This is a genomic window from Centipeda sp. (in: firmicutes) (genome assembly GCF_057271695.1).
Genome location: NZ_DBHIVL010000022.1, coordinates 1 through 22,954, shown reverse-complemented (window position 1 = coordinate 22,954; position 22,954 = coordinate 1). Strand labels below are relative to the sequence as shown.

Here is a 22,954-nt window from a genome sequence, read left to right as displayed (position 1 = left end):
CGGGTTTTCCCATTACTTTACTGCGAGTCCGCGCATCAGGAGATAGGTCACAAGCTCGTCGAGAGAGACCTCCTCCTCCAACATTTTTTGCTCTAGAGAGGCACGCAGCGTCTTTGGCAGCCGCACCGTCAGAAACCCTGTCGGGACCGTGGCAGGTGCATTCTCCGCTCCGGATGTCGGCTTTTGTGGCTGCTTCTTTTTTGTTTTGCCCGACACCTTCGCTGCCTCTTCGACAGGTTTGTCCGGTGTCTCTTTCTTCTTGCTGCTGCTTGGCGTCTGTTTCTTCTGCTCCGCTGCCTTAGCCATCTGCTCCTGTGCGGGCTTCTGTTTTGCGCCCTTATCTTCGGATGACTTTTTCTTTGCCACCGTCTTCACCTCTGTCTTCGGTTCTTTTTTGTTTTTCTTTGTACTTTGCTCCTTTGGCTCAGGAGGATAGACAAAGAACTCGTTGTATGCGTTGCGCAGATCCTCGCTTGCCTGTTTCGTTCCGACACCGATGATATAGGATGGATCCTCGGCGTTCAGAGACTCCGCGATGCGCACAAAATCCGAATCCGTCGTGATGATGAAGTACTTCCGCACGCCCTCCTGGTAGAGAATCTGTGCTGAATCATACAGTGCCGAGTCCAATGAATTTTTCCCGTAAAAGGTGCGACTGATCTGCCGAAAGGTAAAATCCGGATACTGCATGAGTTGATCCCAGCGCTTCTGTTCAGGATGCGCTTCCCAGTCCGAGACGACGATCATGCGGCAGGGGCGGTAACGCTGTGCCTGATCGATGGTATATTGAAGCATTTCAATCGGAGCGTTCTCGATATCGTAGAGAATCGCTACCGTATCATTGCTCGAGTCGAGCATCATCTCACTCCTCACTCCATATTGAATGAGCGCTTTGCACGCTGCACGAGAAATGCCGCCTCCACCTCAAGCACCTCTGCCTGACGCAGACTGTTTTCGGCAGCGCGAATGGTCGCCGCATTCTTGTCCGTCATCCATGCTGCGTAGCCCTGTGCATAGGCGATGTGCAGATCACAGATCTTGAGCCGCAGCTGATGCAGACTCTGCATACTGCGTGGAGCGGAAACGGCTTCCAGCTCATTTTTGCGCTCCTGCCAGTCGGCAAGGATCTCCTGCTCCATGATCTGACGTGCCATATCGCGTGTTGCCTGACTGCCGAGAGCACCTGCACCGAGCGCAGAATAAAGCCTGAGCTGTGCCGCCGCTGATGTCTGATCGTGTCGCTCGATGATCGCATTGCTTTCTTCGAGATAGGTGGCAATACGGCGACGTCGTGCCTGTTCCAGGACACCTGCATATTCATGCAGATTCTGAATGGAAATGACCTGCCAATCCCCATCCTCCGAGGGCTTGAGCAAAATTTTGAATGTAAAATCCGTATCCGCCTCGCCCTGATGGACAAGGAGATCCGCCTCTGCTGTCTGCGTGTCCTCGTGCAGTGTCAAATTGGAAATCTCACGGAACTCCAGATCACGCACGCCGATGCGGGAGAGAATATTTTCCGTATCTGCTCCATCCTCCGCCGGCGTCGCCGAGGGCCACATGCCAGTTGTCAGGCGCGTATGTACTGCATCCTGAAGCATCTTGATAAATGCGGGCTTGAGCATCTTGGAGAAATCCTCGAGTGCCGCAGCCGACTCGCGCGAATGCCCGAATTCGGCGTCCATCGTCCCCATCATAAAGTCGTCATAGCCGGAGTTCAGCACATCATCCAGCCGTACATGGCGCAAAAACAGAGTCTCATCATGCTGCTCCAATGCGGTTTCAATGGAATGCAGCGCATACTCCGGCGTCTTCGTATAGATGCGGAAATACCAGAAAAGCCCTGCAAACACAAACAGAACGCCGAGCAGTGTCGCACACGCGATCTTCAATTTCATCGCACGACTCATCATCAGAATCCCCTCCCTTTCTCGCAACACCGGATCAAGAGATCACCTCGTCGATGATCCCGCCGCCAAGTACAATATCATCCTCGTAAAACACGACCGACTGCCCTTTTGTCACGGCACGCTGCGGCTGTGCAAAAGACACACGCACACGATCTCCCAGCGGTGCAATGGTCGCTGCAGCCTCGCGTTTCCCATAGCGAATCTTCGCCTGAACCGGACGCTCCTCATGCAGCTCGCTCCACAGGGTCCAACTCGGATGGATTGCCAAGAGCTCACGTGCATACACATCGTCTGCAGTTCCGACAATGACGCGGTTTTCCGCCGCATCCAGCTCCGTCACATAGAGCGGCTGCGGTGCTGCAATGCCGAGTCCCTTGCGCTGACCGATGGTATAAAAGGCAATCCCATCATGCGTGCCGAGATGATTTCCATCCCGATCGACAATGTCACCGCTGCGCTGCTGCCCTGGACGGTGTTCCCGCAGATATGCTTTGTAGTCATCGTTCGGAACAAAACAGATCTCCTGACTCTCTGTCTTATGTGCGACGGGCAGACCATATTCCTCTGCCATACACCGCGTTTCGCTCTTGCGGAGATTGCCCAGAGGAAAGATGACACGCGCAAGTTTTTCCTGATTCAAATGGTAGAGTACATAGGACTGATCCTTATCGTGATCCAGCCCTTTGCGCAAATGATAAACACCGTCCTCATTACGGTCAATACGCGCATAATGCCCCGTCGCAATACAGGACGCACCGACGTTCTCCGCCGCGCGGAGAAGCCCATCGAATTTAATGTGACGATTGCAGACAACGCACGGGTTGGGCGTACGCCCGCAAAGATATTCATCAAGGAAATAGTTGATAACTGTACGCTCAAATACGTCCGTAAAATCGATGACATAGTGCGGTATTCCCAGAACATCTGCCACACGCTGCGCATCATCCACGCTGCTCGGCGCATTCGGCACGACGGCACGCGTCTCTTCCGAGAGGCGCATGGTCATGCCCATCACATCATATCCCTGCTCCAAGAGCAATGCTGCAGCGAGTGAACTGTCCACCCCACCGCTCATTGCAACGACAACCCGCTCCTTCTTCATCGCTCTCTCCAATACAATATTATCTCATAAAATGTGCGTTTAGTATAGCATTCACGCACTGAAAACACAAGAAATTGTATTTGTTCGACAGCCCTACACAAATCTTGTTTTTTTGAAGAATCACTGATACAATAAATGTGGGGAGGGGTGCTATGGCTGTTGTTGGCATCATTGCCGAATACAATCCGTTTCACTATGGTCACGGCTTTCAGATGGAAGCCGTACGTTGGAAACATCCCGCCGCATACATCGTCATCGCTATGAGCGGCAGCTTCACCCAGCGCGGCGCACCGTGTGTTCTTGACAAGTGGACAAGAGCGTGCCATGCCGTCGCAGGCGGTGCGGATCTTGTCCTCGAACTCCCCTTTGGCTATGCCTGCCGCAGTGCACAGGACTTTGCACGCGGCGGTGTGTCCCTGCTCTCGTGCCTTGGGATCGTCACACACCTTTCCTTTGGAACGGAGGCAGAGGACACTTCGCTGCTTTCGGAGCTCGCGGAACAAATTGACAGCACTTCCGTTCAGACGCATCTGCGTGAGCATCTTGAACAGGGCTGCTCCTATGCCGGTGCGCTCACGCGTGCACTGATGCGCGATACGGTCGTCCCTGAGGAGCTGCTGCGCGCGCCAAATAACATCCTCGCCATTGAGTATCTGCGTGCATTGCAAAGCCTTGCGCCGCAGATCCTGCCACTCGGCATTCAGCGCGCATCGGCACAACATAATGACGTACAGCTCCATACGGGCATCACCAGTGCCTCATCCATCCGTCATGCACTCAGAGCGTCACCACCGTCGTGGGATCGGATGAAAAAGAGCGTGTTGCCGTGCACACTGAACGACCTCAAGGAGGCGCATATGCGGGGAGTGCTGCAGGAAGACAGACTGCTTGAGCTCCTGCGCTACCTACTGCTCGTCACGGATACCCCTGCACTCATGGAGATACAAGGCGTTTCCGAGGGGATCGAACATCGTCTGATCCGCAGTTTGGAAACAGCGGCGGATTACACTGACTTTCTTGCGAAGGCATCTGCAAAACGCTATCCGCAGAGCAGGATCGCCCGCCTCATCATTCACCTGCTCCTGTGCTTCAAGAAAGCTCATGCAGCAGAATTCGATGCGAACGGCGCGTTATACATTCGTCCTCTTGCGTTCAATGCACGAGGGCGTGAACTCCTGCGTACGATCAAAGATGCATCTCCGCTCCCCATCGTCACGCGCACGGCGGATTATTTGACCGGCAAATTACGCAAAAATGACGCTGCAACCCTCTCTCCGCTGCAGCGCATGCTTGCTTTTGATACCCGTGCAACCGAGTTGCGCAGTCTCGCCTTGCCCACTCTTCGCACACAGAATCATCGCACGGATTTTATCATGTCTCCCATTTTCTTTCAGAAAGAAAGGACAGAATTATGAGCCAAAATGTAAAGCTTTCCTCTCTCCTCGTATTGAACGAGCTCAATCGTGATCCCGCACTCAGCTTCCTTGAGTGGGACGCAGAGGATCCCGCCTCACAGGCAGAGGCTGCGGCACATCTTGTGCGTGCGGCGGAGACGGAGGGGCTCAGCGGCAATTTGCTCCCGCAATATCTGCTCCACATCTTCACGCATAACGCGAATCTTGTCTCCGAAACCATGGAGCGGACGGGACTTCCGCCTGGAAACAGCCTGCGTCAGGCATTCTATCATGACATCGAGGTTCTCTATCCGCTGCTCACACTGCCGACCAGCAATGTGCTCGGCGCAGAGCTCCTAGATCACTACGAACCGACACAGAACATATACGATAAGACCGAGGACTTCCTAATCCCGTGGATTGAGGCGGCACAGTCTTCGCGCGACTATGCCGAGGCACTGCTCACCTTCTACGCGCGTTATGGGTATGGGGATCTGGCATCATATGTCGTCTTTCATTGGGACGATGTGGCGGGACGTATTCGCGGCGTGGAGCATTTCGAGCGCACCCAGATGAAGAATCTCATTGGCTACCAACGGCAGAAAGAACAGCTCATCCAGAATACGCGTGCTTTTGTCCAGGGAAAACCCGCCAACCACGTCCTGCTTGTCGGCGCACGCGGCACGGGAAAATCCTCTGCGGTCAAGGCTCTTGTCACGGAGTATGAGGATAACGGTCTTCGCCTTGTACAAGTGATGAAGGAGCAGTTGCGCAAGCTGCCTGAGATTATGGACACGCTCCGAAACTATGCCGGACGCAAGTTCATTCTGTTCCTTGACGACATCTCATTTGAAGACTCTGATGCTGAGTTCAAGGCGGTCAAGTCCGCCATCGAGGGCGGTGTCTCCTCCTGCCCGCCGAACGTACGGCTCTACGCCACCTCCAATCGCCGCCATCTCGTACGCGAGACCTGGCGCGACCGTGAGCAGGACGAACTCTATCGCGACGACAGCATCAATGAAACCATATCACTCTCGGATCGCTTTGGGCTTGTCATCCACTACCATACCCCCGATCAGGATGAGTACCTGGCGATCATCGACCACATGCTTGCGCAGAAGGGGGTTCACCTCTCCCCCGAGGAGCTTCGCATCGCGGGTCTTCGTTGGGAGATGACACACAGTGGACGCAGCGGGCGCACCGCACAGCAATTCGTCGCCCACTACCTCGGCATACACTGAACCGATCAGCAGTAGACGGAGAGTGCGAGCGGCATTGTCCGCACGCACAGAGGGAGCGGCGGTCCGCATTCTCCGTCGATATCGCTGTAAAGCTCTTCCTCTGCGTGAATCTCGAAGGATTTTGCTCGAATGTGCAGGATATTATCCCGCTCCGTTACCGGTTTTCCGGCAAACAGGCCTGCCGCAACAGACATAAACTGCGGCAGACCTATTTTTTTGACGGCAAGGAGGTCAAGCATCCCATCGTCAATGGCAACCCCATGACCGATCTGCTTCATCCCCGCGACCACGGGGCTGTTTGCAATGACAAACAGGAACACATCCGCATCATACTCCACATCATCTGCCATAATACGGACAGAGAAGGAGCGCAGACGCGGAATCTCGCCGATACCCTTGAGATAGTAGGCAACCTTGCCCAGTGCATTTTTATAGGTTGATTTTACCTCGTGTGCAATGCCTGTCAGCATTCCCGCACTGACGACATTCACAAAGTACCGCCCTGTTCCTTCGAGCAACCCCAGATCAACACGGCGCGCCTCGTTTGCGGCAATCCGCTCGATATACGCCTCCCAGTCACCAATCCCAAGGTGTGTTGCAAAGTCGTTGGATGTTCCGCTCCCGAGAATGCCAAGCGGAACATCCAGATCGGAGGCGACCATGGCATTGACTACGGCGTGCACCGTACCGTCCCCGCCGGCAGCAAGCACACCGTCTGGGCAGGTCTCAAGGAGGAAGTGTCCGAGATTGTCTTGTCCCCCTCCACGCGTACGATAGGGGCAAAGCACAATTCCATGACGTTGAAACATATCAATCAGGGAATCCAGTTTTCCCTTGAAAAGCGCATGACCCGAAACGGGGTTGTAGATCAGCCCTAGTTTTTTCATGCCTTAAAAACTCCAATTCTCTGCAGGAAACGGATGCCGACCGTACCAATCATCGGAAGCCGGCGCAGATCTTCCTCAATCAGCGCACGCAGGAGAAGCATCGCCGCAACATAGATACCGCAGCCAAAGAAGACAGCACCGAATGTCGAGATGGCGGCAATTCCCCACCATTCGAGCGTCCATGTGTAGAACAGATAGACCGCTCCGGCCATGATCGCAGCGGCACAGATCGTCTTGATAAGCTGCAGCAGTTCAATACGATAACCAATAAATCGATAGATGAAGTAGAGGTTAATGAGCGCTGCAACCCCCATGTCTGCCGCCGTCGCCCAAGCTGCGCCCATGATACCGAGCCACGGGATCGCCGTAAGATGCCAATTCAAAAAAACCTTTGCAGCTGCAGCAAGCAGCATATTCACCATTGGGATGGTCGGATGTCCGAGCCCTTGCAGGATGCCTGTAGAAACCTGATGCAGACCAAGCAGGATGATGCTGACGGCCGAGATCATGACAGCTGGACCTGCCCCGGGCGCGTTGTAGATCAGTGCCGAGATGGGGGTCGCCAACACGAACACAATGACAAACGCAGGGAAACAGACAAAGTTTGAGATACGAACGGATGCTGCCGTCTGATCGTAGACGCGCGTGCGGTCGCCAAGCACGCGTGACTCCGATATAGCGGGCACAATGCTCATCGCCATGGATGCGGTCAGGATCGTCGCAAGATTGACGAGCGGCACCGCCATGCCGTTCAGATAGCCGAAGAGTTCCGTCGCCTCGCTGATGCTGTAGCCCGCCGCCTCCAGCCGCTGCGGCACAATCATGAGGTCAAGGTTCGATACGACAGGCAGCATAATGCTCGCTGCGGATACGGGCAACGCGAGCTTGAAGATTCGTTCGATGATGGAGAGCCGCGACTCGTACGTCGCGCCCGGCAGAGGTCTTAGATCCGTGCCGTAGTCACGCGCAATGTCACGCTCCAGCTTGATATGGAAATAGACGAGGACAATGAGCCCTGTCACCGCGCCTGCAAAGGCTCCGAGGGAAGCACCTGCCGCTGCGTAGTCAAGCCCCCACGGCATGAGAACGCTTGCGAGGACGATCATCGTCACCACGCGGAAAATCTGCTCCACAATCTGCGATACCGCCGTCGGGGTCATGCGCTGCCAGCCCTGCAGATAGCCGCGAGAACTTGCAAGCAGAGTCACAAAGAAGACCGTCGGTGCCAGCACCACAACAGCCTTGTATGCGCGCGCGTCGCGAATCAGCTGCCAGTCAATCAGCCAGTCCGCAGCAAGATAGGTCAAAATCGAAAACAAGAGCCCCGTAAAGAGCATGAGCATCATTGAAATACGAAAGACACGCTTCGCGCCGTATATATCGTTCAAAGCTACACGCTCTGCCGTGATGATCGAAATAGCGACAGGCACACCCGCCTGCGAGACCGTCATGGCAAAAAAATAAATGGGAAAAGCCATCTGATAGAGACCGATTCCCTCACCGCCAAGGATGCGAGAAACGAAGATCCAGTTGAGCGAACCAATGACCTTGACCACGAATCCCGCGATTGTCAGGACAAAGGTTCCCTTGAGGAAGGATTCTCCCTTGCTGCTTTTCCCTTCAGCAACATCTATCTCACGAATGAGAAACACCGCCTCAATACAATAGTTTGAACATATAACTCCTACGATGAATTATAACATATACAATATCTACTAGCAATCGCACATTTCGCAAAACAAAGGGGCTGTTGCACGAAGCTAGAAAACTTCGTGCAACAGCCCCTTGTTCATGAACTTTTATCCGCGCAATTTCTTCACTGCGGCAAAGCCCTTCTCGGCCGCAGCAATCGTCCGTGCAATATCATCGTCCGTATGCGCACCCGAGAAGAAGAGCGTCTCAAACTGTGACGGTGCGAGATAGATGCCCTCGTTAAGCATGGTCTCGAACCAGATGCGGAACGCTTCCTGATCCGCTGCCTCCGCATCCCTATAGTCATAGACCTCACGGTCGATGAAGAAGATGCCGAACATCGACCCTGCCTGATGAGCACAGATCGGAACACCCGCATCCTTTGCCGCGCGCTGCCATCCGAGCAGCAGATCCTTCGTCTTGATCGTCAGCTCGCGGCTGTAGTCCGCGCTGCCTTCCTCGGGTTCTGCTGTGAGGATCTTCAGCGTCTCGATGCCCGCCGTCATCGCGAGCGGGTTTCCTGAGAGTGTTCCCGCCTGATAGACAGGACCCGCCGGTGAGACGCGCTCCATGATCTCGCGCCGTCCGCCGTATGCGGCAACAGGAAGCCCGCCGCCAATGATCTTGCCGAGACAGGTGAGGTCAGGGCGAATGCCGTAGGCTGCCTGTGCACCGCCGAGCGAGGCACGGAATCCGCACATGACCTCATCGAAGATCAGAAGTGCACCGTGCTTCTCCGTGAGCTCACGCAGCAGGGAGAGATAGCCCTGACGTGGAAGGACAAGCCCCATATTGCCCGCGACCGGCTCGACGATAATTGCGGCGATGTGCTCCCCCTCGCGCTCCATAACGGAACGAATGGCATCCTCGTCGTTGTATGGAACGGCAATTGTATCGGCGGCAGTTCCCTTCGTCACGCCCGGCGAACTCGGCACGCCAAACGTCGCCATCCCCGAGCCGGCACTGACGAGCAGACTGTCGCTGTGTCCATGGTAACAGCCGATGAACTTTACAATTTTATCGCGCCCCGTATAGCCGCGTGCAAGACGGAGTGCACTCATCGTCGCCTCCGTCCCCGAGTTCACCATGCGAATGACCTCGATGGACGGATAGATGGACTGCACCAGCTCTGCGAGTTCCGTTTCGAGGAGGGTCGGCGCACCGTAGCTTGTACCGCGCGCTGCAGCCTCCTGAATTGCCTTTACCACCTGCGGATGGGCATGACCGACAACCATCGGTCCCCATGAGCCGACGTAGTCAATGTATTCGTTGCCGTCGATATCGTAGATTTTAGAGCCTTCGGCGCGGGCGATAAAGAGCGGATTCCCGCCCACGTTCGCAAAGGAGCGGACGGGGCTGTTCACGCCGCCCGGCATATACTGTTTCGCCTCCGCGAAGGCGGCCTTCGATTTTTCTGTACTCCGCATAGCAAACCTCCTTATGCACTGAGCCATGCGGCGGCATCCATCGCATGGTAGGAAATGATGATCTTTGCGCCGGCACGCTTCATGCTCGTGAGCGTCTCCAAGACAATGCGCTGCTCGTCAATCCAACCGTTTGCGGCGGCGGCTTTTACCATCGCATATTCGCCGCTGACATTGTAGACGGCAATCGGGCGATCCGTCGCCTCGTAGACCTGTCGCACGACATCCAGATAGGCGAGCGCGGGCTTCACCATGATGATGTCCGCCCCCTCCTGTACGTCGAGAGTGGCTTCTTTCAATGCCTCGCGTACATTTGCGGGATCCATCTGATACTGGCGGCGATCGCCGAATGCGGGCGTACTGTCTGCCGCGTCGCGGAACGGGCCGTAGTAGCCCGAGGCATACTTTACCGCATAGCTCATGATGCTCGTATTGACAAAACCCTCCGCATCGAGCCCCGTGCGAATCGCGGCAATGCGGCCGTCCATCATATCGGACGGCGCAACGATGTCCGCGCCTGCACGCGCCTGACTGACTGCGGTCTGAACGAGGTGTGGCAGTGTCGCGTCGTTGTCCACATAGTGATCGTGCAGCTCACCGCAATGTCCGTGACTCGTATACTGGCAAAGGCAGACATCACCGATCACAAGCAGCTGCGGCACAGCCTCCTTAATCGCCGCGATTGCATGCTGCACAGGGCTCGTCATATCCCATGCGCTCGAACCGATCTCGTCCTTGTAAGCAGGAAGACCAAAGACCTCGACCGCAGGAATCCCCCGCGCTGCAATCTCGCGTGCAAGATTTGCGACCTGATCCACGGAGTAGTGATAGCAACCGGGCATACTTGGAATCTCTTCCTTGACATGCTCTCCCGGTACGACGAAGATCGGATAGACAAAATCACGCGGCGAGAGCTCTGTCTCGCGTATGAGATCGCGCATCCCTGAGGATATGCGTAAACGACGCGGACGCTGTATCAGATTCATTGCATATGCTCCTTTATCGCATTTACCAATCCGTCGATCGTATAATGTTCTGCCACAAGATCGGGTTCGAGTGCAAAACTCCGCGCTGTATCTGCTGTAACAGGTCCGATGCAGGCAATTTTTGTCTGCTGCAGCGGAGTGATATTCCCCAGCTGCTGTACGAGATTCTTGACCGTAGAGGAACTGGTAAAGGTGACAATGTCAATCTCGCCACGCATCAGTCGCTCGGCGAGTTCCGAACCGCCGTCCAGTTCAGGCACTGTCTCATAGGCAGAGGCGACATCGACTGTCGCCCCATGTGCACGCAGCGACTCTGGCAGCACGTCACGCGCCTCCTGTGCACGTGCCAACAGGATACGTGCACGCGGCGGCAAAATGGGAGTCAGTTTCTCGACAAGAGCCTCGGCACGGAACTCTTCGGGGACAATGTCCGCGTGAATGCCAAACGAGCGGAGCCTTTTCGCCGTTGCAGAGCCGATCGCTGCAATCTTCGCATAGCCGAGTGCACGCGTGTCCTTCCCTGCATGATGAAGGCGCGCAAAGAAATGTTCCACACCGTTCACGCTCGTAAAGATCAGCCATTGATAGACATGAATGTACTCGATGGCATGATCCAGTGCCGCATAGCCATCTGGCGGCGGAGCAATGCGGATCACGGGGGTCTCAATGCAGGATGCACCAAGTGCCGTCAGTTGTTCTGTCAGTGCAGATGCCTGTGCGCGTGCACGCGTGACAAGGATGCGCTTGCCAAGAAGCGGGCGAATATCCGCACGGTCGAACCAGCGCAGCTGCTCACGCAGCCTTACAACCTCACCGACGATGAAGATCGCGGGCGGTCGAATGCCATCGCGCTGTACCATCTCCGCTGCCTCGCCCACAGTCGTGACGTAGGTCTCCTGATTGGCACGCGTCCCCCAGCGGATGATTGCCACAGGAGTATCGGCAGGGCGTCCGTTTTCGATCAAATTTTTTGTGATGACAGGGAGATTTGCAACCCCCATCAAGAATACCAGCGTATCGACACCCGTCGCGAGATGCTTCCATTGTATATGGGATTCCGCTTTTGTCGGATCTTCGTGTCCCGTGATGACGGCAAAGGAGACTGCGACACCGCGATGTGTCACGGGGATGCCGGCATAGGCGGGAACACTGATTGCTGAGGTCACGCCCGGCAATACCTCAAACGGAATATTGCGTTCAAGAAGCACGAGTGCTTCCTCGCCCCCGCGTCCAAAGACAAAGGGATCACCGCCCTTGAGCCGAACGACAATCTTGCCCTCGTCCGCCTTGTCCGCCAACAGAACGTTGATATCCTCCTGCCGCATTGTATGCTTGCTGGACTGCTTTCCGACATAGATTCGTTCCGCATCAGCGGGTACATAGGAGAGAATGCTCTCATCTGCGAGGTGATCATAGACGACAACATCCGCCGCCTTCAGGCAGTTCATTGCACCAACCGTCAAAAGGCGCGGATCGCCCGGACCCGCGCCGACAAGAAATACTTTTCCGCTCATGCTGTAATACCTATCTCTTTCAAAATATCCCGACCGCCTGCGTCCAGCAGCTCCTCTGCCAGAGCAATTCCGATCTTCTCCGCCGCATCCACAGCTCCCATGGAACGCGACCGACAGACACGCATCCCGTCGACGGAGGCGATCATCGCCTCGACATGGAGCACATTTCCTTCGCCAACCTCGGCATAGACACCGACGGGGATCTGACAGCCACCCTCGACGCGGCGTAGAAATGCACGCTCCGCCGCCGCTGCCGCCGTCATCTGGGGGTCACGCAGGAAGTCGATCAACCCCAGAATCCGCAGATTGTCCGCACGACACTCAATCGCGAGTGCCCCCTGCCCGACGGCAGGAAGGATCATGGCACGCGGGAGAATCGTGCAAATACGATCACCAAGCCCAAGCCGTTTCAGCCCGGCTGCCGCAAGGACGATTGCGTCGAACTCCCCCGCATCGAGCTTTGCAAGTCGTGTATTGACATTGCCGCGCAGGTCAAGGATCGTGAGATCGGGGCGCACGGCAAGCAGCTGTGCACGTCGTCGAAGACTCGATGTGCCGACCCTCGCCCCTTGTGGGAGCTCCTCCATCGATCGATAATGAACGCTGACAAAGGCATCCCCCGCATCCAGCCGCTCTGTAATTGCCCCAATGACGAGCCCTGCAGGGACTTGTGTCGGCATATCCTTCAGGCTGTGTACGGCAAGATCGATCTCTCCTGCCAGCATCGCCTGCTCAAGCTCCTTTGTAAAGAGCCCCTTGCCCCCGATCTTTGCAAGCGGGGCATCGAGGATGCGGTCGCCCTTTGTCGTCATTTTCCTGAGCTCCACACGCACAGCGGGATGATGTTTTTCAATCTCCGCAGCGACGTATTCTGCCTGCCACAGAGCCAGCTTACTTGCCCGCGTACCGATAGTGATTGTGTCGCTGTTCACTTGTCCCTGTCTCTCCTATCGCATCCAACTTAAAGAGGGCACGCATTGCCTCGATGTAGAACGCCTCGTCCTTTGTACCCGCCGAGGCGCGAATCTTCATCATGGGCGTACGCAAAATCTTTCGTACAATCATGCGGCTCATATGCGCCACCTGTCGCCGTTCCTCCTCCGAGAGATCCGGCAGCTTTGCGCTCACACGCTTGAGCTCACACTCGCGGATCCGCTCACAGCGTCCCGAGAGAAGAGCCATGAGCGGCTGAAAGGACAGATATTTGAAGCGTTCGAGAAGGGATGCTACCTCCTCGTTCACGATCTTCTCCGCCTTGACCGCCTCTGCCTGACGCTCACTGAGATGCTCGTCCACAACAGCCTCGAGGGCATCGATGTTATACAGTTCAATCCCCTTGATGGCCGCGACATCGGGATCGACATCGCGCGGAACAGCGATGTCAATGAGGAAGAGCTTGCGCCCCTGCCGCCGTGCCATAACACGGCGCGCCTCCCATGCTTTGATGACGTAGTGCGGTGCTCCTGTCGAGGTGACGACCACATCGACACAGGTCATATAGTCCAGTGCGCGGTCAAAGGGAATTGCCTCCCCTCCGATGCGTTCGGCAAGACGCTCGGCACGCTCAATATGGCGATTGGCGACAAAGATCGTTTCAATCCCATGGGAACGCAGGTGCTCCGCCGTCAGCTCCGCCATCTTGCCCGCGCCAAAGATCAGACCACTGCATCCGCCCAGTCCGCCGAGCGAGGCTGCCGCAAGCTCCACCGCAGCGTAGCTCACAGATACCGAGCGATACGCAATGCGTGTCTCCGTCCGCACACGCTTGCCCGTCGCAATCGCACGGTGAAAGAGTAAGTTGAGCACCGTGCTCGTCGCTCCCGCCTCGCGCGCAATCGCATAGGCTTCCTTCACCTGCGAGAGAATCTGCCCCTCACCGAGCACTAGCGAATCAAGACTGGAGGAAACGCGGAAGAGGTGACGAATCGCCTCATCATCGACATAGGTATAAAGATATTCGTCAAGGTCGTCTCCGCCCTGCGCAAGATCGTTCAAAAACTGCCGCAGTGCCTGTGCGCCGCATTCGTGATCGTCCACGGATGCATAGAGTTCTGTGCGGTTGCAGGTGGACAGAACCACCAGACCGCTCAGACCGTCATATTCTCCAAGACTCATCAGTCCTGAACGCAGTTCCTCGCGGGAAAATGAAACCCGCTCACGCACATCAATCGGAGCTGTCCGATGATTTAGCCCCAATATCAAGAGCTGCATTGCGTAACTCAACCTCCGCTTTCTCTAACTCCCCATCGTGAACCATGTTCAAAATATAAGGGCGCAGTGCCATGCGCCAAAACGCCGTTCGCTCTCTGCTCGTTGACAGTATCGCCCGCATCTCGCGGCGCAGATGTGCAACGCGTTCGAGCCATTGACCAAAAGCCTCCGGATAGAGTTGCTCAAGCTCCATCCGTATCGCGCGTGAAAGCGCGGGGCTTGCCCCACCCGTTGAGACCGTCAGTAGGAAATCGCCGCGCCGAACGCTCGATGGAATCTGAAAGGAGGACGCAGACGGATCGTCGATGACGTTGACAAGAATGTCACGCTCCTGTGCCTCCGCTACAACCTCGGCATTGACCGCAGGGCAATCCGTCGCAGCATAGACCAAAAATGCTCCTGCGAGCATACCGTGCGCATAGCACACCGAATGCCAATCAATGCGTTTACAGTCTGAAAGTGTACGAAGCTGCGCCGTCACCGCAGGTGCAATTACGCGCACCAGTGACCGTTCCCCCGCTGCAAGAATCCCGGCAACCTTACGCTCTGCCACAATGCCGCCGCCGACGACAACAACCAGCCGTCCCGTGAGATCAACATTGAGCGGATACAGCACGCAGATACCTCCAAAAACATGAATCCTATTCACGTTCGCTATTATACCGCAAATAGGCGCAAAATAAAAGAGGAGAAGCGGCAATCCCCTCTCTTTATAGTGATTATCAACGAGGAAAAACGCATCTGCCGCATTCTTCGAGCAGCAGATAATCCGTCATATCCACGCCGATCGGTGTCACGGAGATCAGACCGTGCTCCACTGCATAGATATCCGTGCCCGCGCCCTTGTCCGTATCGGACACCTCACCCGAGACCTTGTAGTGCACGCGCCCGTTCTCCTCAATGCGCTCGAACGCATTGATGTAGTCGCGCCCGCCCTGTCGGCAGAAGACAAACTGCGGGGCATCTCCTGCAAGGCTCTTCGGAAAGTTAATGTTGAGCAAAAAAGGTTTGTCAATTATCGCCAATACATTATCCATAAACGGCTCGAAATACGCCGCCACCGCTGCGTATGAGATATCACTTCCCTCGATCAGGGAGAGTGCAAACGAGGGAATCCCGTGAAAGAATCCCTCGAACGCCGCACCGACTGTCCCCGAGTAGATCACATCCGTTCCGAGATTCGAGCCGTGGTTGATCCCCGAGAGCACGACATCGGGCATTTCCTCCGCGATTGCGTCGAGATAGAGTTTTCCACAGTCCGTCGGTGTCCCGTCAATCGCCCATGCCCGAATTTCGTATTCTGCATCAAAATTCTCATCGGCACGCACCTCAATCGCACGTCCGATCGTCAGTGCATGGGATGTGCCGCTCTGTTGGTGCATGGGAGCAGCGACCGTAACAGTATGGCACTGTGCCAGATGACGTGCGAGCGTTCGGATTCCCTCTGCCGCGATGCCGTCATCGTTTAGAATCAAGATATTCACAAATGAGCCTCCTATATATACGAAAAGCAGGTTGGAATGCCAACCTGCTTTCTCCAAAACCGCTAAGCGGATAAAAGACACATGGTGACCCACCACGGAATCGAACCGTGAACCTACTGATTAAGAGTCAGTTGCTCTGCCAGTTGAGCTAGTGAGTCATACGCCCCATAAGCGCATAGTTATTATAGAGGAAAGACGGAGACGATGTCAAGGGAAAATATAGTATTTACACGGCGAATTGTCATTTTGATTCTGTTACCTACTACTCCGATTTGATATTGCAATTTAGGGAAAAATCGTCGTTTTAGCAAAAAAGGCCTCTGCGGCGAACCGCAAAGACCTTTTGCATTCTTTCGAAAGAGACTTACTTCAGCGCATCGCCGAGCTGTGCGTTGACCTCACGAGCAGCCTGCACGCTCTCGTCGAACTTCGCCTTCTCCTCGCCCTCGAGCACCACATCGACGACCTTCTCGAAGCCGTTCTTGCCAAGCACGATGGGAACGCCAACGCAGAGATCCTTCTCGCCGTACTCGCCCTCGAGATAGACGCAGCAAGGAATGACCTTCTTCGAGTCGAGGGCAATTGCCTCAACCAGCGTTGCTGCGGAAGCGCCCGGCGCATACCATGCGGACGTACCGAGAAGCCCCGTCAGTGTTGCGCCGCCGACCTTCGTCTTCTGAACGACATCTGCGAGCACTTCCTTCGAGAGGAGCTGCGTGACAGGGATGCCGCGGAGCGTAGCAATGCTGACGAGAGGAACCATCGTCTTGTCATTGTGGCCGCCGAGAACCATGCCGTCCACATCGGTCGGTGTTGCGGGATGTCCTGCCGCGTTGAGTGCCTCGGAGAGATAGTAACGGAAACGGCTGCTGTCGAGCATGCCGCCCATGCCGATGACGCGGTTGCGCGGCAGACCCGTGGACTTCAGTGCGAGGTAGGTCATCGCATCCATCGGGTTGGAGATGATAATGAAGATTGCGTTCGGGGAATACTTGAGTGCCTGCTCCACAACGCTCTTGACAATCTTTGCGTTGACACCGACAAGCTCCTCACGCGTCATGCCAGGCTTGCGCGGGAGACCGGAGGTGACAACTACAACGTCGGAGTTCGCCGTAGCAGCATAGTCGTTCGTGACACCCTTGACCGTCGTGTCAAAGTTCAGCGCGTGCGAGCACTGCATCATGTCCATCGCCTTGCCCTCGGAAACGCCCTCTTTGATGTCGATAAGGACGACTTCCTGTGCAAAATTCTTGAGCGCGATGACATTTGCTACGGTTGCGCCTACGTTACCTGCACCAACAACAGTTACCTTCATAGTTTTTCCTCCTTAAAAAATCTCCTGTCACCCATCCCTAGCAATAAGTGACACGATTCGGAACAGGGTATACCAATAGTTCATAACTATGGAATCATTATAACATTCTCGTTCAGAAAAATCAATTAGTTATTTTGGAGAATTATTCAAACTTTCTTGGAAAAGTAGATTGTTTTCGTATGTAATGAATTATCCACAGATTTTCGCGCAGAAACGAAAAAACTCAGCCGATTATTTTGATCGACTGAGTTTTGTTTACATATGGTGGCGGCACAGAGATTTGAACTCCGGACACTGCGGGTATGAACCGCATGCTCTAGCCAACTGAGCTATGCCGCCGGTGGTGGGCAGGGATGGATTCGAACCATCGTAATCCGAAGATGACAGATTTACAGTCTGTTGCCTTTAACCACTCGGCCACCTACCCATAAACCTTGACAAGTATATGCGACGAAGGGCAATCTTGTCAAGGTGCTTTTTCAAATTATTTGTGTCCTACTCAGCGAGCGGCTTCATCGTTGGGAACAGGAGCACGTCGCGGATGGACGCACTGTCGGTCAGCAGCATAACAAGACGGTCAATGCCGATGCCGAGACCGCCCGTCGGCGGAAGTCCATACTCGAGAGCCGTGATGAAATCACGATCCATGACATGCGCCTCGGCATCTCCTGCCTCGCGCTGCTCAAGCTGATCGAGGAAACGCTGCTCCTGATCGATGGGATCGTTCAGCTCCGTAAAACCGTTCGCAAGCTCCCGCCCGTAGACAAAGAACTCAAAGCGGTCTGTAATGCGCGGATCGTCTGCGTTGCGCTTCGCAAGCGGCGAGATCTCGGTCGGATGCCCCGTGATGAAGGTCGGCTGCATCAGCGAATCCTCGACCTTTTCCTCGAATGCAGCGTTCAGAATGCCGCCGATGCCGTGACGCTCCTCGAACGGGACACCGATCTCACGGGCCATTGCACGTGCCTCGTCAACCGTATTGCAGGAGAGGAAGTCCTTCCCCGTCGCCTCGCGTACCGCGTCGTTCATGCTGATCGTGCGGACGTTATTCAGGTCGATATCGATGCCCTGATATGTGATCTTCGTTGTACCGAGCACGTCTTCCGCCGCCTGACGTACAATGCCCTCCGTGATTGCCATGAGGTCACGATGGTCGGCAAATGCCTGATAGATTTCAATGGAAGTAAACTCGGGGTTGTGGCGCACATCCATGCCCTCATTACGGAAGATGCGTCCCATCTCATAGACACGGTCGAGCCCGCCGACGATGAGCCGCTTGAGGCTCAGCTCCGTCGCGATGCGGAGGTAGAGATCAATGTCGAGCGCATTGTGATGTGTGATAAACGGTTTTGCCGCTGCGCCGCCCGCGAGCGTCGAGAGCACGGGGGTCTCCACCTCAAGGAAGTCACGTTCGTCGAGATAGCGGCGAATGGACTGGATGATCTTCGTCCGCTTGCGGAATGTCTCGCGTACCTCCAGATTTACCATGAGATCCAGATAGCGCTGACGGTAGCGTGTGTCCACATCCTTCAGACCGTGGAACTTCTCCGGCAGCGGGCGCAGGGACTTCGAGAGCAGATCAAAATCCTCGACGCGTACGGTGATCTCACCGCGCCGCGTCTTGAAGACCACACCGCGAATCCCGATGATATCGCCAATGTCGAGCCGCTTGAACTCCTCCTTGTATTTCTGCTCACCAAGCACGTCCATTTTGAAATAGACCTGTATGTTTCCCGTGCGGTCATTGAGTGTTGAGAACGATGCCTTGCCATGCCCGCGTATCGCCATCAAACGACCCGCAACACGAACCTCCGCCCCCTCTTCATCCTCAGCGAGATAGTCATACTTCGTCTTCAGATCCGCTGCATAGTCCGTGACCTCGAAGCGATGTCCGAACGGAGCAACGCCCATCGCACGGAACGCGTCCATTTTTTCGCGGCGAACGCGCATCATCTCATTCAGATCCTGCTCGGGGGCATTTGATGTAAATTCTCTTTCTTCAGCCATCCCTGCTCCTTACTTCTTGATATCCATGATCTTGTACTGAATCAGTCCTGCCGGTGCATTGACATTGACCACATGGTCAATCTGTTGTCCGAGCAGAGCCATGCCGAGCGGCGACTCGTTCGAGATTTTCCCCTCGTCGGGATCCGCTTCTGTCGAGCCAACGATGAGGAATGTCTCGTCCTCATCGAATTCCAGATCTTTTACCGTTACGCGGCTGCCCATGGTGACGGTCTTGCCATCCCCCGCCTTGATGATGTCGGAGTTGCGGATCTTCGTCTCGAGCTCCTGAATCTCGCCCTCAAGAAAAGCCTGCTCGTTCTTTGCGTCATCGTATTCGGAGTTCTCCGAGAGGTCGCCGAGTGCAATCGCCGCCTTGAGCCGTTCGGCAACCTCGATGCGGCGTACGCTCTTGAGGTAGTTGAGTTTTTCGACGAGCTTGTTGTAGCCGTCCTCGGTCAGCATGACCTTCTTCTCTGCCATGAAATACTCCCCTTTATCGTCATTCTTCGGCATTGATGTCATTCACCAATGCGCTTATTTCCGGATCTTTCTGCCCTGTGTTCACTAAGGAAAGACGCTGTTTATGGCGCAGTTTCTTGATCTGACATTCCCTTTTTTGGGCTTCTTCTTTCGTATCAAACGCCTCGGCATAGACGAGACGGACAGGGCGGCGGGCGCGTGTGTACTTCGCCCCTGTTCCTTCATTGTGTGCGTGCAGCCGTCTCCGCAGGTCGTTCGTCCACCCCGCATAGAGACTCCCGTCCGCACACAACAAAAGATAGGCATAGTTCATTTCGCTGCGTCTTTGATCGTGATTTTCTCAATCACGACATCATGCACAGGACGATCAGCATAGCCGGTCTGCGTGTGACCGATGTCGCGCACCACATCCATGCCATTGATGACCTTGCCGAAGACCGCATGTTTGTTGTTCAGCCAGGGTGTCGCGGCAAGCGTGATGAAGAACTGACTGCCGCCCGTGTTGGGGCCCGCGTTCGCCATTGAGAGAATGCCCTCGTCATCGTGCTTGAGAGAGGGATCGAACTCGTCGGGTATGGTGTAGCCGGGACCGCCCGTGCCGTTTCCATTCGGGTCGCCGCCCTGAATCATAAAGCCGTCGATGACACGATGGAAGATCAGCCCGTCATAGAACCCTTTTTCCGAGAGGTCGATGAAATTCTTCGTGGTGATGGGGGCTTTGTCCTCGAAAAGCTCCACCTCGAATGTGCCCTTGTTCGTCGTAAATTCTGCAATGCGGTTGTTTGCCACTGCTCTCTTCTCTCCTTTGTCCTGATCCAACAGCATATTGAATGACATCCCTGCATTCCCGCTGTGTGCTGCAAACAGTATAGCAGCGACGGCAACCAGAATGCCGACTGTCAAAAGATAAAATTTCTTCCCCATTCTACCGAAAGCCCTCCTATATTTCAACCTATATTTCAAATTTGCTGATGTTCTCCCGCCTGGGTTGGTGACCAGACCGGAATCTCATGCCCCGCCGCAAAAAAATCCTCAGACGGCTGCCATGCGGGATAACCAACGGAGTGCATGGCGACAAGTGCCTTCGGATGCGTCTCTGCACAAAACACCTTTGCACCGCGCTCCATCGACGGACCAAGACGCCCATCCACGGGAAAGAAGGCAAGGTCAAAGGATTGCCCCGCGAGACGTTTCATCTGCTTGCGAAACGCATTTTCTGCAAGTTTTCGGTTCTCGGCGGTATCCCCCGTCCAATCCCACCAGTTGAAATCGCCGGCGTGGAAAATACGTTTTCTATTCACCTCTACGAGGAAGGATGTTCCCTCATCCGTCGAAGAAAAACTGGTCACCGTAATACAATCGTCCTGCCACACATCATAGAGACCGATCCAGCTCACCTGCTCCGACGGAATGCGAGCCGCTCCAGGATTCCTCCGTATGTCCTCACTCAGAAGGTAACGTTGCACCTTGCCGGCATAACGTGCAATCATCGGATTGAAGTGGTCAAAATGCGCATGGGAGGCGAAGAAGTACAGCTGCGTAAAGTCATCTCTCGCCAGCTCCCGTTCAAGAGCGCCCGCAGGATCGTCGAATGCGTCGAAGACCAGCAGGACATCCCCCACACGCACGAGGAAACCGCTGTTCAGCAAATAAATTACATCCACGGCGTTATCTCCCTCCCTTTTCTTCATTATAATTATCGTCTGACGCCGAAGCATCGTTTTGATTGATCCGACCGAAGCCGCGTCCCATGACCTCGTTCGCGGACATGATGATGACGAAGGCACGTGGATCGACATTGTGTACAATGAATTTCAGTTTTCCAACCTGCGTTGTACCGACCGCCACAAATACAACATTTCGCTCACGGCGCGTGTATGCTCCCTGTCCATGCAAGAATGTTACACCTCTGTGCATTTGGTCAATGATGTTCTCTGCAATCTCCTTGTGTTTATCCGAGATAATGAGAACCGCCTTGCGGTGATTGAATCCCGCAACGACTTTATCCACAACTGTCGCATTGATGAACATATAGATGAGGGTGAACATCGCGGGAGCCATGCCGAAGAGGAACGCCGCAATGAGCATGATAAGGCAGTTCATCGAGAAGAGAACGCCGCCCATATGCAGGTCATAGTATTTACGAACGATGGCAGCGAGGATGTCAAATCCCCCCGTACTGCCGTTCATACGAAAGACAAGCCCGTAGCCAAGCCCTGCAAAGACACCACCGTATACAGTGGTCAGCATCATATCGGTCACGGGTGCATATGCGTTCAGCGGGCGCGTCAGGTCAAGGAAGAACGAGAAGATCGCCGTACCGATGATGATGTCGATCGTGTACGCCTTCCCCATCAATCGCCACGCCATGAAGAGCAGCGGGATATTATAGATGAACGTCTGAAGACCGATGGGCAGCCCAAAGATATAGTAGACGATCATCGCAATGCCGGTTGCACCTCCTGTGAGGAGATGCGCAGGAACGAGAAAGAGATTGATCGAGCTGCTGGCAATCAGGCAGCCGAGGGTGATGCCGACATAGCGCATGATGCGGTGTCCGAGTACGCGCATATGCAGATCGTGTGTCATTTGACATAGCCTCCCAGCTTCACATTGTCATTCTTTGGAAGGTCGGATACATCAATCTCCTTGGAGGCGATAAAACTGTGCTTCAGATCGAGTTCAACAAAGGATTCGTCATCGGACAGTGCCATCTCGTCCGCTTCCTCATCCGTCAGTGGAAGCATTGTGATACGCGCCGATGCGAGCGCACTGTTCTCCGCGTCGAGGTTCAGAATCAGACGCTCGCGCACATGCTCCGGATGGGAGAATACATAGCAGGTATGCCCGTCCAGAAACTGCCGCTCCGCCTTTCCATACACCTTGAGGAGATAACTGCTCGTTGCCCCATAGTGCACATCCTTGCGCAGGTGATACTTTTCACCGATCAGGTTGATGTCGACGACCTTTCCGCCCGTGACAGAGGTCGAGACCACGATATCCCCATAGGTAAAGGTCTTGAGATGAATCCCCCAAATGACCTGCTCATTCTGAACATCGGGGTCTCCCCAACGTGCACGCAGAGCCTCCTCGGAATCTCCGAGCGATATATTCTGATAGGAAAAGTCCTCTGCTTTAATCTTGCCCGCAGCTTCTCCAACCGTGAAGAAAATGAAGGAAAGAAAGCTCAGCAACAGCAGTATGGCGAAGCGAAAATATCTCTGCACAGTCTCTTACCCCACAGTATCAAAATGTAAAGGAATCGCTGATAAAATGAAGTCCGTCAGATTGGCGTAGATTTTTTCGT

At 54.8% G+C, this 22,954-nt stretch carries 22 protein-coding genes and 3 tRNA genes; 2 read left to right on the top strand and 23 right to left on the bottom strand.

Going from position 1 to position 22,954, the window contains the following annotated elements; all coding sequences use genetic code 11:
• Positions 1 to 12 precede the first annotated feature (12 nt).
• The 3 genes from ACO6BQ_RS05075 to mnmA are packed head-to-tail and all read right to left on the bottom strand — an operon-like array spanning position 13 to position 3,012.
• Positions 13 to 861 (bottom strand): NYN domain-containing protein, encoded by an 849-nt coding sequence (locus tag ACO6BQ_RS05075; RefSeq protein WP_489119829.1) that lies wholly within the window; start codon positions 859 to 861, stop codon positions 13 to 15.
• 8 nt (positions 862 to 869) lie between these two features.
• Entirely contained in the window at positions 870 to 1,913 is a 1,044-nt protein-coding gene (locus ACO6BQ_RS05070) for a hypothetical protein (RefSeq protein ID WP_489119828.1), read from the bottom strand.
• Between the two features lie 31 nt (positions 1,914 to 1,944).
• The gene (gene mnmA, locus ACO6BQ_RS05065) at positions 1,945 to 3,012 is read right to left on the bottom strand and encodes a tRNA 2-thiouridine(34) synthase MnmA (RefSeq protein ID WP_489119827.1); all 1,068 of its coding nucleotides are present in this window, start codon (positions 3,010 to 3,012) and stop codon (positions 1,945 to 1,947) included.
• Between the two features lie 152 nt (positions 3,013 to 3,164).
• Here mnmA and ACO6BQ_RS05060 point away from each other — a divergent pair, with 152 nt between their 5' ends.
• A complete protein-coding gene (locus tag ACO6BQ_RS05060) occupies positions 3,165 to 4,427 on the top strand; it encodes a tRNA(Met) cytidine acetate ligase (protein WP_489119826.1) in 1,263 nt (420 codons plus the stop codon).
• Positions 4,424 to 5,647: an ATP-binding protein gene (locus ACO6BQ_RS05055; RefSeq protein WP_489119825.1), complete on the top strand. Its 1,224-nt coding sequence runs from the start codon at positions 4,424 to 4,426 to the stop codon at positions 5,645 to 5,647. The genes ACO6BQ_RS05060 and ACO6BQ_RS05055 overlap by 4 nt, the downstream gene beginning before the upstream one ends.
• Positions 5,648 to 5,652: 5 nt before the next feature.
• Here ACO6BQ_RS05055 and ACO6BQ_RS05050 read toward each other — a convergent pair whose 3' ends face one another.
• The 20 genes from ACO6BQ_RS05050 to ACO6BQ_RS04955 all read right to left on the bottom strand — a co-directional run bounded on the left by ACO6BQ_RS05050 (position 5,653) and on the right by ACO6BQ_RS04955 (position 22,874).
• Complete coding sequence (locus ACO6BQ_RS05050) at positions 5,653 to 6,534, bottom strand: diacylglycerol/lipid kinase family protein (protein ID WP_489119824.1); 882 nt, start codon at positions 6,532 to 6,534, stop codon at positions 5,653 to 5,655.
• Complete coding sequence (locus tag ACO6BQ_RS05045) at positions 6,531 to 8,186, bottom strand: putative polysaccharide biosynthesis protein (RefSeq protein ID WP_489119823.1); 1,656 nt, start codon at positions 8,184 to 8,186, stop codon at positions 6,531 to 6,533. Before ACO6BQ_RS05045 ends, ACO6BQ_RS05050 begins: the two co-directional genes overlap by 4 nt.
• A 147-nt stretch (positions 8,187 to 8,333) precedes the next feature.
• Positions 8,334 to 9,653: a glutamate-1-semialdehyde 2,1-aminomutase gene (gene hemL / locus ACO6BQ_RS05040; RefSeq protein ID WP_489119822.1), complete on the bottom strand. Its 1,320-nt coding sequence runs from the start codon at positions 9,651 to 9,653 to the stop codon at positions 8,334 to 8,336.
• 11 nt (positions 9,654 to 9,664) lie between these two features.
• A complete protein-coding gene (gene hemB, locus ACO6BQ_RS05035) occupies positions 9,665 to 10,636 on the bottom strand; it encodes a porphobilinogen synthase (protein ID WP_489119821.1) in 972 nt (323 codons plus the stop codon).
• Positions 10,633 to 12,150 (bottom strand): uroporphyrinogen-III C-methyltransferase, encoded by a 1,518-nt coding sequence (gene cobA / locus ACO6BQ_RS05030; protein ID WP_489119820.1) that lies wholly within the window; start codon positions 12,148 to 12,150, stop codon positions 10,633 to 10,635. Before cobA ends, hemB begins: the two co-directional genes overlap by 4 nt.
• Entirely contained in the window at positions 12,147 to 13,082 is a 936-nt protein-coding gene (gene hemC, locus ACO6BQ_RS05025) for a hydroxymethylbilane synthase (RefSeq protein ID WP_489119819.1), read from the bottom strand. The genes cobA and hemC overlap by 4 nt, the downstream gene beginning before the upstream one ends.
• Complete coding sequence (hemA, locus tag ACO6BQ_RS05020; RefSeq protein WP_489119818.1) at positions 13,042 to 14,361, bottom strand: glutamyl-tRNA reductase; 1,320 nt, start codon at positions 14,359 to 14,361, stop codon at positions 13,042 to 13,044. The genes hemC and hemA overlap by 41 nt, the downstream gene beginning before the upstream one ends.
• Positions 14,315 to 14,977 carry a precorrin-2 dehydrogenase/sirohydrochlorin ferrochelatase family protein gene (locus tag ACO6BQ_RS05015; RefSeq protein ID WP_489119817.1) on the bottom strand — a complete coding sequence of 221 codons (663 nt, stop codon included), beginning with the start codon at positions 14,975 to 14,977 and terminating at the stop codon, positions 14,315 to 14,317. Before ACO6BQ_RS05015 ends, hemA begins: the two co-directional genes overlap by 47 nt.
• A gap of 106 nt (positions 14,978 to 15,083) precedes the next feature.
• Complete coding sequence (gene surE / locus ACO6BQ_RS05010) at positions 15,084 to 15,845, bottom strand: 5'/3'-nucleotidase SurE (RefSeq protein WP_489119816.1); 762 nt, start codon at positions 15,843 to 15,845, stop codon at positions 15,084 to 15,086.
• Between the two features lie 82 nt (positions 15,846 to 15,927).
• Positions 15,928 to 16,003, bottom strand: a tRNA-Lys gene (locus ACO6BQ_RS05005).
• A gap of 206 nt (positions 16,004 to 16,209) precedes the next feature.
• Positions 16,210 to 17,160 (bottom strand): malate dehydrogenase, encoded by a 951-nt coding sequence (mdh, locus tag ACO6BQ_RS05000; protein ID WP_489119815.1) that lies wholly within the window; start codon positions 17,158 to 17,160, stop codon positions 16,210 to 16,212.
• A gap of 262 nt (positions 17,161 to 17,422) precedes the next feature.
• A tRNA-Met gene (locus tag ACO6BQ_RS04995) sits at positions 17,423 to 17,499 on the bottom strand.
• Between the two features lie 2 nt (positions 17,500 to 17,501).
• Positions 17,502 to 17,587, bottom strand: a tRNA-Tyr gene (locus ACO6BQ_RS04990).
• Positions 17,588 to 17,655: 68 nt separating this feature from the next.
• Entirely contained in the window at positions 17,656 to 19,167 is a 1,512-nt protein-coding gene (lysS, locus tag ACO6BQ_RS04985) for a lysine--tRNA ligase (RefSeq protein WP_489119814.1), read from the bottom strand.
• Between the two features lie 9 nt (positions 19,168 to 19,176).
• On the bottom strand, positions 19,177 to 19,647 hold the full coding sequence (greA, locus tag ACO6BQ_RS04980; RefSeq protein WP_489119813.1) for a transcription elongation factor GreA: 471 nt from the start codon (positions 19,645 to 19,647) through the stop codon (positions 19,177 to 19,179).
• A gap of 19 nt (positions 19,648 to 19,666) precedes the next feature.
• Positions 19,667 to 19,960 (bottom strand): GIY-YIG nuclease family protein, encoded by a 294-nt coding sequence (locus ACO6BQ_RS04975; protein ID WP_489119812.1) that lies wholly within the window; start codon positions 19,958 to 19,960, stop codon positions 19,667 to 19,669.
• Positions 19,957 to 20,571: a peptidylprolyl isomerase gene (locus tag ACO6BQ_RS04970; RefSeq protein ID WP_489119811.1), complete on the bottom strand. Its 615-nt coding sequence runs from the start codon at positions 20,569 to 20,571 to the stop codon at positions 19,957 to 19,959. The genes ACO6BQ_RS04975 and ACO6BQ_RS04970 overlap by 4 nt, the downstream gene beginning before the upstream one ends.
• 35 nt (positions 20,572 to 20,606) lie before the next feature.
• Positions 20,607 to 21,311 carry an MBL fold metallo-hydrolase gene (locus ACO6BQ_RS04965; protein WP_489119810.1) on the bottom strand — a complete coding sequence of 235 codons (705 nt, stop codon included), beginning with the start codon at positions 21,309 to 21,311 and terminating at the stop codon, positions 20,607 to 20,609.
• A gap of 4 nt (positions 21,312 to 21,315) precedes the next feature.
• The gene (locus ACO6BQ_RS04960; RefSeq protein ID WP_489119809.1) at positions 21,316 to 22,236 is read right to left on the bottom strand and encodes a YitT family protein; all 921 of its coding nucleotides are present in this window, start codon (positions 22,234 to 22,236) and stop codon (positions 21,316 to 21,318) included.
• Positions 22,233 to 22,874: a hypothetical protein gene (locus tag ACO6BQ_RS04955; protein WP_489119808.1), complete on the bottom strand. Its 642-nt coding sequence runs from the start codon at positions 22,872 to 22,874 to the stop codon at positions 22,233 to 22,235. Before ACO6BQ_RS04955 ends, ACO6BQ_RS04960 begins: the two co-directional genes overlap by 4 nt.
• Positions 22,875 to 22,954 lie beyond the last annotated feature (80 nt).